Origin of the sequence: Christiangramia aquimixticola, assembly GCF_048285835.1 — a bacterium.
In the GTDB taxonomy this organism is placed as follows: Bacteria; Bacteroidota; Bacteroidia; order Flavobacteriales; family Flavobacteriaceae; genus Christiangramia; species Christiangramia aquimixticola.
The window spans coordinates 52,572-65,095 of sequence record NZ_JBLVTL010000004.1 but is presented as its reverse complement, the minus strand read 5'-3'; the positions used below and the strand labels follow the sequence as shown (position 1 = coordinate 65,095).

Sequence of the window (12,524 nt, the reverse complement as noted above, 5' to 3'; positions counted from 1 at the left end):
ATCGGCCAGATCTATCTTTTGATTGATTTTGGCCAATTGATCCATGTCAACCGACTTTAGCAGGTTGATGGTGTTTCTTACTTTTTTAAATAAAGACATTGGAAAACCTCTTGGTGAGTTTTAAAAGTAGGAATTAAAAAAGCTCGCCGCTGTTAAGGTTTTCCGAAGAAATGATAAAAAAAGCCGCCCGTGGGCAGCTTTGATACTTTTAATTTTCGTTGAGGGGAATTGCAGCTTTTACTTTATCTACATAATTAAGTTTTTCCCAGGTGAATAATTCAACTTCACGTGAGATCTTTCCGTTGTAGGGGCTTTCAAAAACCTTGGTGATCTTTCGTGGTTCTTTCCCCATATGTCCATAAGCGGCAGTTTCTCTGTAAATAGGATTTCTCAAACCTAAACGCTTTTCAATTTCAGCCGGACGCATATCAAAGATCTCTTTCACCTTTTCAGCAATTTGCCCGTCGCTTAGATCTGTATTTTTCTTTCCGTAGGTATAGACTGAAATTGAAGTTGGTTCTACCACCCCAATAGCATAGGATACCTGCACCAGAATTTCCGGAGCCACGCCTGCAGCTACAAGATTTTTTGCAATATGTCTGGAAGCATAGGCGGCAGAGCGGTCTACTTTAGAAGGATCTTTTCCAGAGAATGCACCACCACCGTGAGCACCTTTTCCACCATAAGTATCTACGATGATCTTTCTTCCCGTAAGACCGGCATCTCCGTGTGGCCCGCCAATCACGAATTTCCCGGTAGGGTTAATGTGATATACAATATCATCATTGAACAATGCCTGAACATATTCCGGAAGTTGTTTCTTCACTCTTGGGATAAGGATCTCCAGCATGTCTTTTTTAATCTTGTCCAGCATCCTTTTATCATCCGCATCAAAATCATCGTGCTGTGTGGAGATCACGATGGCCACGATCCTTTGCGGAACATTATCATCGCTGTATTCAATAGTCACCTGGCTTTTGGAATCTGGTCGTAAATACTCAATATCCTTTCCTTCACGTCTAAGTTTCGCCAATTCAATAAGGATCTTATGAGAGATATCCAGAGCGAGTGGCATATAATTTTCGGTCTCATTGGTAGCATAACCAAACATCATTCCCTGGTCACCGGCTCCCTGTTCCTCTTTTTTGCCACGATCTACTCCCTGATTAATATCCTGAGATTGTTCGTGGATCAAGGAGATCACGCCACAGGAATCCCCGCTGAATTTATATGCGCCTTTGGTGTATCCAATATCGTTGATCACATCTCTGGCAATATTTTGTACGTCAAGATAAGTGTTGCTCTTTACCTCACCTGCAAGTACCACCTGGCCGGTAGTAACCAGCGTTTCACAAGCTACTTTGGATTCCTCGTCGAACGCAAGAAAATTATCTAATAAGGTATCACTAATCTGGTCTGCAATTTTATCGGGGTGCCCTTCAGATACACTTTCTGAAGTAAATAAATAAGCCATTCAATTACTTTTTTAAATTATTAAGAATGGAAAAATTTGACGTGAAGAGCTAATTGGAGTGTAAAAAACATTCTGCTTTAGCATTTTAAAATATTACCATCCGGCAATATAATAGGGTTGCAATCAGTCAAATCTATCCCTTTCAATATGTTGGCTACAAATGTATAAAAATTCATATCACCACAAATTGATTTAACGTCAATTTATTCCATTTGACGTTTTTATAGGAATTGTGGAAGGATAACATATGTTTTCTATAAGGTTTTTGGGCGTTGCGCTGCGCCATCAAAGGCTTGCGCCGGGCTTTCGCGGCTCGCTTCCCGGTTCCAAAAACCGGGAGAGCTTAAACACACCGCTCAATCCCTAACGCGAAATAAATTTCAGATAAATCAAAAAAATGATAGATTAATTTCGGAATGATCAGAAAACGGACTCAAAAATCTATTTTCTGTAATTCTTCGCTAAATGCTTGGAAATTAAAAAAGTCCGTCGTTATCTTTGTAAACGAAACAAATAGAAATAATGATCAGAACTTTTTGCAATATGATGTGTATGATGCCGGATTCCTCCGCAGCGTACTCTATTGCATAAAACTGAAAAGATATAATTGCAAAAAGCCGCTGCCACCCGCAGCGGCTTTTTTTGTGCCTAAAATTGTAAAGTTTAATAATAACACGTCACACTGAGCGAAGTCGAAGTGTCTAAGGGAAAGAGATCCTGAACAAAGTTCAGGATGATGTGAAAGAAGGAATTGGAATGTTACACTGAGAGTAGTCGAGGTGTTTTAAAAAGGAAAAAATGAAAGATCAGGGAATAGCAACAAGAATGAAAAGTATGAAAATGTCTGTGATGTGTATGTGTCGCATGCTTAGCTATTGCCAAAACTTGAGAATTTAGAATCTTAGAAAAAAGTTCAATTCAAAAGGTCCCCCTGGTAATAGCAAATCAGGGGGACTTTTTCATTTATAGAATTTCAACATTAAAAATAAAATTATCATGAGTACTCAAAATTTTTCAACCAAAGCACTTCACGCAGGACACGATGTAACCCAACATGCAGGAACCAGAGCGGTGCCACTTTATCAAACCACTTCATACGTCTTTAAGAATTCAGATCATGCCGCCGATCTCTTTTCGCTGGCCGAACCCGGATTCATCTATACCAGGATTAATAATCCTACATTGGATATTCTGGAGCAGCGCCTGGCAGCATTAGAAGGAGGGATAGCAGCGGTGGTTACAGCTTCCGGGACCGCAGCTATCAATACCGCGCTTTTGACTTTACTTAGAGCCGGTGATCACATTGTTGCTTCCAATAGTTTGTATGGCGGAACTTATAATCTTTTTAAAAATACCCTGCCCAGACTGGGAATCACAACCACCTTCGTGGATCCGGCGAATCCTGAGAATTTCACCAAAGCGGCCAAAGAGAATACGAGGGTATTCTTTGCAGAATCATTGGGGAATCCAAAACTCGATGTGTTGGATCTAAAAGCTATTTCAAAAGAAGCAAAAGCTTTTAAAGTGCCTTTTATTGTTGATAATACGGTCGCCACACCATATTTATTGAATCCAATCGAGCATGGAGCCGATATTGTGATCCATTCACTTACCAAATACATTAATGGAAACGGAACAGCCCTTGGAGGAGTGATCATAGACGCCGGTAGATTTGATTGGGCGAATGGCAAATTCCCGGAGTTTACAGAGCCATCACCGGGTTATCATGGGCTTGTTTATCACGACGCACTTCAGGAAGCGGCATTTATCGCGAAAGTTAGAATTGAAGGTTTGAGAGATCATGGCGCAGCTTTGAGCCCATTTAATGCATTCCAGATCATTCAGGGACTTGAGACGCTCAAACTTCGAATCAAAGAACACAGTAAAAATGCCCTGGAACTTGCACAATGGCTTCAGCAGCAGGAAGAAGTAGAGTGGGTGAATTACCCCGGCCTTGAGAGCAGCAATTATAATGCACTGGCTAAACAGTATTTACCGGAGGGCAAAAGCGGACTGGTAACCTTTGGAGTAAAAGGAGGTTATGATGCAGCAAAAACTGTGGTGGATTCGGCTAAGGTATTTTCCTTACTGGCCAATATTGGCGATACAAAATCATTGATCATACACCCGGCAAGTACCACTCATCAGCAATTAAAGGAGCAGGAACAAATCTCCACCGGGGTGACTCAGGACCTTATTAGATTATCTGTAGGGCTGGAAGATGTGGAAGATCTTAAGGTGGATCTTAAAAATGCGTTTGCAGCTATTAAAAAGGTGGCTAAAGTTTAAACTTTAATAATAAAAACATCCGGGAAAACAAGGTTCGTTTTCCCGGTTTAAATTATAGGCAATGGCTAAAACCATATTGATAAAGAATTTTTCGAATTCGGCAGGAAATTCTGTCGACATTCGTTTAAGTTATCAGTTCTACGGTAGAAAACCGGAGGAAGCACCCGTGATTTTGGTAAATCATGCGCTAACGGGAAACTCAATAGTTACCGGGAAAAATGGATGGTGGAAAGATTTGATTGGAGAAGATAAATGTATTGATCTTAGGAAATTTTGTGTCCTTGCATTTAATATTCCGGGGAATGGATATAACGGTCAGTATTTTGAAAATTACAAACATTTCAAACTTAAGGATATCGCTAGGATTCAGGCGTTAGGGCTGGATGAAATCGGGATCAATAAATTATTTGCCATTATAGGTGGTTCTATTGGAGGTGCCCTGGCCTGGGAACTTGCGGTCTTAAGACCAGAACTGGCAGAGCATGTGATTCCTGTAGCTTCAGATTATAAATCTACTGACTGGCTGGTCGCGAATTGCCGGATCCAGGATCATATTTTAAATAATTCCATAAATCCTGTAAGCGATGCCAGAATGCATGCTATGACCTTTTACAGAACTCCTCAATCCCTTTCCCAAAAGTTCCAGGGGAAGCGCAACTCCCAAAACCGGAGTTTTGAAGTGGAAAACTGGTTGCTGCACCATGGTGAAAAACTCAAAAACAGATTTACCCTGAGGGCATATAAACTATTGAATCATCTGCTAACCACCATCGATATTAGTAATGGCAGTGGAGAATATTTAGAAGCCGCCAGCAGGATCCAAGGTGAGATCCATATAGTTACCGTAAACTCAGATCTTTTCTTTTTGGCGGAAGAGAACAGGAAAACCTACCGTGAATTGGTTGCAATAAAACAGAATGTGTATTTACACGAGATCAATTCCATTCACGGGCATGATGCGTTTTTAATAGAAACAGAGCAGTTAACTGATTTTCTAAAACCTGTTTTTGAATCGAAAATTAACCCAACCCACTATAACCCAAAATCTCAGCCTTCTTCAGAGGTGAATTTTAATGAAGATAAGGCAGGATATACAACTTTACATAAAATCGAATCTTAAAATTCATCAGCAGGTAGAATTCTTATCTTTGCTCGAAATGATGAATTATGAAAGTAAATTTAAAACGTTTAAATAGCAATTATCTTTTTGAAACTAAAAATGAAAGGGGAGATGTAGTTCTTCTTGATAATAAATCTGAAGACGAGCCAAAAGGGTCCAGCCCTATGGATCTTATTTTAAGAGGTATTGCAGGTTGTAGCAGTATTGATGTGGTGATGATCCTTAAAAAGCAAAAATATGAACTGGAAGACCTTCAGGTAGAAGTAGAAGGATTTCGGGAAGATGGTGCTATTCCTAATGTTTTTAAAAAAATACATCTTTATTTTAAGCTTAAAGGAGAGGTGCCTTCGGCTAAAGCAATGAGAGCAGTAAAATTATCCATGGATAAATATTGTTCGGTTTCAAAAATGCTGGAAAAGGCTGCAGAGATAACCTATGAGGTGAACCTTAATGGTGAAAAAGTAGATTAAAGCAGTGCACTTTTTCCTGGCTTATATGAATAAAATTGCTCCTTATTTTTTATTTCTTTTCAGTATTCTGAGTTATGGTCAGGGAGAAAAACTGAACAAATATTTCTCTGTAGATGCCGGATATTATTATGGGAGCATCATGGAGCATAATCCGGATATCGCCCATTTAATTACCGGGCATCCTACCGGTGTTATTCTAAGTTTTAACCGTAAAACCTATGGGTTGGAAGAATGGGAAAGCCGGTATAATTTTCCGGATATAGGGTATTCCTTCATTTATCAGGATATGAAGAATACCTCTTTAGGCGAAAATTATTCTTTATACGCTCATTACAGTTTTTATACGCTACAAAGATTACTGATGTTCCGCATAGGGCAGGGAGTGGTTTATACCACTAATCCTTACGATCCTGATACTAATTTTGATAACAATGCCTACGGGACACGTTTAATGAGTTCTACCTACTTGATGGGGAATCTAAAAAAGGAAAATATTTTTAAAGGTTTAGGAGTAAATGCCGGAATAACCTTAATTCATTATTCCAATGCAGATACAGGTTCCCCCAATCATAGTACCAATACGCTAACTTTTAATGTAGGGCTCAATTATTTAATAGATCACGAAGGTCAACCATCCTATATTGAAAATAAGGAGGAGGGAAAATATACAGAACCTGTACATTTTAATTTCGCGGTACGCAGTGGCGTTAATACTACAGGAGTGGTTGGCTCTCCCACGCTTCCGTTTCTTACCTTTTCAGTTTATGCAGATAAGGTGCTGAACAGGAAAAGTACTTTGCAGGCCGGAACCGAGCTGTTTTTTTCAAGATCGGTTGAAGAATTTATAAACTATCAGGCAGTAGCGTTTCCGCAGAAAGGAACTACCGGCGATGAAGATGCAAAACGCGTTGGTATTTTTGCAGGTCATCAGTTGACCTTTAATAGAATGTCCTTGATCACTCAGCTGGGTTTTTATGTGTATTACCCGTATACAGATTATGTCGAGCAAATTTATAACCGGGTTGGTTTGCAAAGAAAATTTAACGAGAATCTCTGGGCTTCTTTTACCGTTCGTGCTCACGGTGCGAATGCTGAAGCAGTTGAACTTTCAATAGGTTACAGATTATGAAAAAACTCATGATATTTTTCGGCCTGCTCGTAATTTTAGGGTGCAACAGCGAAGACGCAGGAAACTGTTTTCAAACCGAAGGAGACCTGGTAGAAATTCAGGTTGAGGTTGAACCTTTCTCTAAAATTGAAGTTTTTGAAAGGATAAATCTGGTGATTACTCAGGGGGATCAGCAAAAAGTGATGATTCAAACCGGTAAAAATTTACTGAATGAAATTAAGGCTGAGGTTAAAGACGGTATGCTCATCCTGAAGAATGAGAACTCCTGCAACCTATTCCGCGATTATAACACTACTAGTGTTCATGTTACTGTAACCAATCTTGATTACCTAAGAAATTCGGGAAATCTGGCTATTAAAAGTAACGGAATTCTAGTTCTGGATAATTTATGGCTGGTTTCAGAAAATCAGGCAAAAGATCCCGAGGTGCGCACCAATGGTGATTTTGATCTGGAATTGAAGGTTAAGATTTTACGGATAACCAGCGATAATTATTCGCACTTCTTTTTAAAAGGCGAAGCAGAAAAATTAGACGCTTTTTTCGCTGCCGGAGAAGGAAGGCTGGAGGGCAGGGACCTTATGGTGCAACATTGCGATCTTTTTCACCGGGGAACCAATAAGCTAATCGTTAATCCACAACAAAGTTTAAAAGGAGATATCTTTAGTTATGGTGATATCATATCTGTTAACCGCCCACCTGTGGTAGATGTTAAGGAGCATTTTAAAGGCAGATTGATCTTCGAAAATTAGGCTGAGGTAAGTTCAGAAAAAAGACTTTCCAGATTTTTTGTTTTTTGATTTAGCTGCAAGGTTTTTAAACCATTATCGTGAGCAAAGTCAAAAACCGCCGGACGCATATCTGTTTTTGTGTCGAAAACCAGCTCATAATGGAATCCACCAATGTTTTTAGCTGTAACCAGATTTGGTAATTTTTGCAGAGCAACTTCTTCGATGCGGTAATCAAACTCCACAGCAATCACCTGCTCATCTTCGTCCCTCAGTTCTTTTAAATTTTTATCGGCTACTACTTCACCCTTATTAATAATGATAACCCGATCGCAAATAGCTTCTACCTCCTGCATGATATGGGTGGAGAGAAATACCGTTTTTCCAGGTTTCCCGTCGGCTCGAGCTTTGCCAATATTTCTTATTAGAGATCTTATTTCTACCAATTGATTGGGATCCAGACCGGTGGTAGGTTCATCCAGAATTAAAACATCAGGATCATGCAGTAAAGCTTCTGCCAAGCCCACACGCTGCCTGTAACCTTTAGAAAGCTGATCGATCTTCTTATTTGCTTCGGGAGTTAAACCGGTTAGTTTGATGACTTCTTCAATTCGCTTTTTATCTATATTATATATAGAGGCGTTAAACGCTAAATATTCCCTTACATACATTTCAGTATAAAGAGGATTGTGCTCCGGTAAATACCCTATTTTTTGCTGAATTCCGTCCTTTTGTTCATTAAGGTCTAAATCGCAAATCTTTACTTCACCGGAGTCTGCTTCCAGATAACCGGTAAGTATTTTCATCAGGGTAGATTTTCCGGCACCATTGGGACCTAAAAAACCTACGATCTCTCCGGCCTTAATTTCAAAGCCAATATTGTTTAAAGCCTGTTGAGTCCCGAAGGATTTTGATATGTTAGAAACGTGTATGGACATATGGTCTCAAAATTAATAATAATTCTGCTGCTTGCTGCTTACATATTCCGCAAAATAAACAGCAGATGTAAGTCCCTAAAAACGCATATGATAATTAAACGGGACTTAAATTCTGAAATTTTGAAAACTTAAAATTTTTTAAGGCTATTATTTTGTTTATAAATATTTAGTACTACTTTAGTCTTTCATATTTTTTGAAAATGAAAGGTTTAATTAGCTGGAACGCATTCTATTATTTTTATTTCTATAACAGAGATAGGATTGGGAATGCTATATGATTAATTAAACACTAAATTATATAAAAGTCTCGATCTAAAATCGGGACTTTTTTTATTTACAGGTATATGACTAAAATAGGAATTCAGGGAATCAAAGGTTCGTTCCACCATCTGGTGGCAATGGATTATTACCACAAGAACGTGGAGGTATTGGAACATCTTTCTTTCCATGAACTTGCCCGTAAATTAAATATGGGTGAGTCCAGCCAGGCTGTTATGGCAATTGAGAACAGTATTGTAGGTTCTATTTTACCAAATTATGCCTTGATAGATGAATATGACCTCAGGATTATTGGGGAGCATTACACGCCGGTAAATATGAATTTAATGGCAATTGGCGGTCAGGAAATAGAGGAGATCAAAAAGGTTTATTCGCACCCCATGGCTTTATTGCAATGCAAGGAGTTCTTTAAAAAGCATCCCCATATAAAACTAATCGAAGATGCCGATACTGCTGAAGCTGCCAAACGAATAGCAGATTCCGGAAAGTTAAAAGTTGCTGCAGTGGCAAGCCCGGCCGCCGCAAAAATGTATGGGTTAGAGATTTTGGCTGAAGAGATTCATACCATAAAAAGCAATGCCACCAGGTTTTTAATTCTGGATGCAGGACAACAAATGCCTTCTGAAGTTGAGGTGGATAAAGCCAGCCTTAAATTCGATCTAAAAAGTGAAAGAGGGAGTCTGGTTTCTGTGCTCAATATTTTAAGGGATTCCTATCTGAGTTTAACCAAAATCCAGTCACTTCCCATAATTGATGAACCATGGAAATATTCATTTTTTATAGATGTGGTTTTTGAAGATCTAAAGGATTTTGAAAAAGCGATGGATATTCTCGAATTGATAACAGAGGATCTAAAGATCTTCGGAACTTATAAAAACAAGTTGTCATGATTACAGCAAAAAGACTTGAATCTGTTCAGGAATACTATTTCTCCAAAAAATTAAGGGAGGTTGCGGCATTAAGGGAGAGCGGGAAGCCGGTTATCAATCTGGGAATTGGTAGTCCAGATCTTGCGCCACCGGCTGAAGTAATTGCTGCTTTAAATTCGGCTTTGTTAACCACGAATGCTCATCAATATCAGCCTTATAAAGGGATAGTAGCCTTACGCAATGCGATGAGTGAATTCTATCGGGAAAAATTCAAAGTAAACCTGGATCCGGAATCTCAAATTCTCCCGCTAATGGGAAGCAAGGAAGGCATCATGCATATTTCCATGGCTTTTTTAAATAAAGGAGATAAGGTTTTAATACCAGATCCCGGATACCCCACCTATAATGCGGTTAGCCAATTACTGGAGACCGAAGTGGAAACTTATGAATTAAGTGAAAAAGATAACTGGTTGCCTAATTTTTCAAGTCTGGAAAATCAGGATTTAAGCAGGGTGAAGATAATGTGGGTTAATTACCCTCATATGCCAACCGGCACAAATGCATCGCGGGAGGTTTTTGTTAAGCTAACCGAATTTGCTGAAAAACATAGAATTCTTGTAATTAACGATAACCCGTATAGTTTTATTCAAAATAACGACCCCAAAAGTATCCTGGCTTCAGATGTTAAAAGTGATTATGTAATGGAATTGAATTCCCTGAGCAAAAGCTTTAATATGGCGGGATGGCGCGTTGGAATGCTTGCCGGAAGTGAGAAAAATATCAATGCGGTCTTAAAAGTAAAATCGAATATGGACAGTGGGATGTTCTTTCCCGTTCAGGCGGGGGCAGTGGAAGCTTTAAAACTTTCAGATGTCTGGTTCAAGCAACAGAACAGCATTTATTCTGCAAGAAAAATTAAGGTGATGGAGCTGGTGGAAGAACTTGGTTGTGATGCAAAACAGGACCAGGCAGGATTATTTGTCTGGGCAAAAACTCCCGATGGAATTTCTACTGAAGAAATAGTAGATTCCCTGCTATATGAGAAGAATATATTTATAACTCCCGGATTTATATTCGGGAAACAGGGAGAAGGTTATATAAGATTGTCCCTTTGTGCCAATGAAGAAACTATTGAAGAAGCATTAAAAAGAGTAAGATCATGAAGATTGTTATTATAGGTGTTGGACTTATTGGTGGTTCTTTTGCTCTTGACCTGAAGGAGAAATTTGATGATATTGAATTGGCCGGGATGGACCAGAATGAGGATAATCTAAATCGCGCCCTTGAACTGGGCTTTATTGATAAAGCAGTTTCCCTTCAGCAGTTAAATGAAGCCGATCTGGTTTTTATGGCAATTCCGGTGGATGCCGCCTTGAAAGTTCTTCCGGAAGTTTTAAACCTGGTTAATGATGATTGCGTGGTAATAGATGCCGGGTCCACCAAAAAGAATCTGTGCGCAGTGGTGGAAGGTCATCCAAAAAGAAGAAATTATCTGGCAGCGCATCCAATTGCGGGAACCGAATTTTCAGGACCAGAGGCTGCTATTCGCGGACTCTTCAGAAATAAGACGAACATAGTATGTGAGGTTGAAAAAACTGCTTTTAAACTTCAGGATAAAGCATTTGAAGTTTTTAAAGCCATCGGGATGAATATTCGGTATATGGATCCTGAATCTCACGATCGCCATATTGCCTACGTTTCACATTTATCGCATATAAGCAGTTTTATGCTCGGGAAAACGGTTTTGGAAAAGGAGAAGAATGAACGGGATATTTTTGATCTGGCAGGGAGTGGATTTGCATCTACCGTGAGATTGGCTAAAAGTTCGCCCGAGATGTGGACGCCAATTTTTAGACAGAATAAGAAGAATATCATGGAAATTCTTGATGATTATATTCTGAATCTGCAGAATTTTAAAGGCTTGATGGAGAATGATAATTTTGAAGAGATCTTTGAGGAAATGCAAAGAACCAATCATATAAAAGAAGTATTGAACGGAATTAATAAGAACGAAGAATTAAAAGTAGAGGATCATGGAAAATAAAAAAGAACTCAGAACATGGTTGGATAATTTTGGATTATCCCATCCATTGGTGATTGCAGGTCCCTGTAGCGCCGAAACCGAAGAGCAGGTTTTAAATATTGCCCATCAGTTAAAGGATAGTGATGCCACGGTATTGCGTGCAGGAATTTGGAAACCAAGAACAAGACCCGGGAATTTTGAAGGCGTTGGAGCGCTTGGTCTTAAATGGTTGCAAAAAGCCAAAGAAGAGACGGGGATGCTAACCACTACTGAAGTTGCCAATGCCAATCACGTTGATCTCGCATTAAAACACGATGTGGATATTTTATGGATCGGGGCGCGAACCACAGTTTCTCCATTCATTGTTCAAGAGATCGCAGATGCTTTAAAAGGGACAGATAAGATTGTACTGGTTAAAAACCCGGTAAACCCTGATCTTAGTTTGTGGCTTGGTGCGGTTGAAAGATTCCACACTGCAGATATTAATAATCTTGGAGTGATCCATCGTGGGTTCTCAGCTTACGAAAAAACAAAATACAGAAACAATCCAGAATGGCAGATCCCTATAGAGCTTCAGAATAAATTTCCTGATCTTCCATTGATCCTGGATCCTTCCCATATTGCAGGGAGAAGGGATATTATCTTTGATCTTTGCCAAACAGCGCTGGATCTAAATTATGACGGAATTATGGTGGAAACACATCACACTCCAGATAAAGCATGGAGTGATGCTGCCCAACAAATCACCCCGGAAACACTTATTAAGATCATGGATGATTTAAAAGTTAGAAAAGAAATTTCTGTTAGTGAAGAGTTTCAGAATAAGCTATCTACCTTGAGGTCGAAAATCGATATTACAGATAGTCAGATCCTTGAAATTCTTTCCAAAAGAATGAAGATCGCAGAAGAGATAGGACATGTGAAAAAAGAGCAGAATGTTGCCATTCTTCAAACAAAAAGATGGAATGAGATCCTTGGAAAAATGGTTCTGGAAGGCGAAGAGAAAGGCCTGAGTGAAGAATTTGTGCTTAGAATGTTCAAGGCAATTCATCAGGAATCCATCAATCATCAGCAAAAGATTTTAGACGGAATCAGATAAATAAAAATGCTGTCATCAATATTGACAGCATTTTTTGTTTCAGCTAATATTTATTTCGGAAAAATGGGGTTTAGGCTGGAGGCCTGTGTCAAATCCAATTTGAAGAAGA

General features: G+C 39.2%; 11 protein-coding genes. 9 read left to right on the top strand and 2 right to left on the bottom strand.

Annotation, left to right across the window (positions count from 1 at the left end; genetic code table 11):
- Positions 1-208: 208 nt before the first annotated feature.
- The gene (metK, locus tag ACNKXV_RS09490) at positions 209-1,474 is read right to left on the bottom strand and encodes a methionine adenosyltransferase (RefSeq protein ID WP_417907488.1); all 1,266 of its coding nucleotides are present in this window, start codon (positions 1,472-1,474) and stop codon (positions 209-211) included.
- A 996-nt stretch (positions 1,475-2,470) separates the two neighbouring features.
- On the opposite strand from metK, the gene ACNKXV_RS09485 reads away from it, so the two are divergent.
- From ACNKXV_RS09485 to ACNKXV_RS09465, 5 genes are all read left to right on the top strand, one after another.
- Positions 2,471-3,763, top strand: a complete 1,293-nt coding sequence (locus ACNKXV_RS09485) for an O-acetylhomoserine aminocarboxypropyltransferase/cysteine synthase family protein (protein WP_417907487.1) — start codon at positions 2,471-2,473, stop codon at positions 3,761-3,763.
- Positions 3,764-3,824: 61 nt separating this feature from the next.
- Complete coding sequence (locus ACNKXV_RS09480; protein WP_417907486.1) at positions 3,825-4,883, top strand: alpha/beta fold hydrolase; 1,059 nt, start codon at positions 3,825-3,827, stop codon at positions 4,881-4,883.
- Between the two features lie 47 nt (positions 4,884-4,930).
- Positions 4,931-5,353 carry an OsmC family protein gene (locus tag ACNKXV_RS09475; protein WP_417907485.1) on the top strand — a complete coding sequence of 141 codons (423 nt, stop codon included), beginning with the start codon at positions 4,931-4,933 and terminating at the stop codon, positions 5,351-5,353.
- A 25-nt stretch (positions 5,354-5,378) separates the two neighbouring features.
- Complete coding sequence (locus ACNKXV_RS09470; protein WP_417907484.1) at positions 5,379-6,482, top strand: acyloxyacyl hydrolase; 1,104 nt, start codon at positions 5,379-5,381, stop codon at positions 6,480-6,482.
- Complete coding sequence (locus tag ACNKXV_RS09465) at positions 6,479-7,231, top strand: head GIN domain-containing protein (protein ID WP_417907483.1); 753 nt, start codon at positions 6,479-6,481, stop codon at positions 7,229-7,231. The genes ACNKXV_RS09470 and ACNKXV_RS09465 overlap by 4 nt, the downstream gene beginning before the upstream one ends.
- Here the strand turns inward: ACNKXV_RS09465 and gldA are convergent.
- Positions 7,228-8,145, bottom strand: a complete 918-nt coding sequence (gldA, locus tag ACNKXV_RS09460; RefSeq protein WP_417907482.1) for a gliding motility-associated ABC transporter ATP-binding subunit GldA — start codon at positions 8,143-8,145, stop codon at positions 7,228-7,230. The genes ACNKXV_RS09465 and gldA overlap by 4 nt on opposite strands.
- 344 nt (positions 8,146-8,489) lie before the next feature.
- Between gldA and ACNKXV_RS09455 the strand changes: the two genes are divergently transcribed.
- From ACNKXV_RS09455 to ACNKXV_RS09440, 4 genes are read left to right on the top strand one after another with little or no spacing between them, the layout of a single operon-like run.
- Positions 8,490-9,314: a prephenate dehydratase gene (locus tag ACNKXV_RS09455; RefSeq protein WP_417907481.1), complete on the top strand. Its 825-nt coding sequence runs from the start codon at positions 8,490-8,492 to the stop codon at positions 9,312-9,314.
- Positions 9,311-10,456, top strand: coding sequence for a pyridoxal phosphate-dependent aminotransferase (locus tag ACNKXV_RS09450; RefSeq protein WP_417907480.1), 1,146 nt, complete (start codon positions 9,311-9,313; stop codon positions 10,454-10,456). The genes ACNKXV_RS09455 and ACNKXV_RS09450 overlap by 4 nt, the downstream gene beginning before the upstream one ends.
- On the top strand, positions 10,453-11,337 hold the full coding sequence (locus ACNKXV_RS09445; RefSeq protein ID WP_417907479.1) for a prephenate dehydrogenase: 885 nt from the start codon (positions 10,453-10,455) through the stop codon (positions 11,335-11,337). Before ACNKXV_RS09450 ends, ACNKXV_RS09445 begins: the two co-directional genes overlap by 4 nt.
- Complete coding sequence (locus tag ACNKXV_RS09440) at positions 11,327-12,415, top strand: chorismate mutase (RefSeq protein ID WP_417907478.1); 1,089 nt, start codon at positions 11,327-11,329, stop codon at positions 12,413-12,415. The genes ACNKXV_RS09445 and ACNKXV_RS09440 overlap by 11 nt, the downstream gene beginning before the upstream one ends.
- Positions 12,416-12,524: the final 109 nt, after the last annotated feature.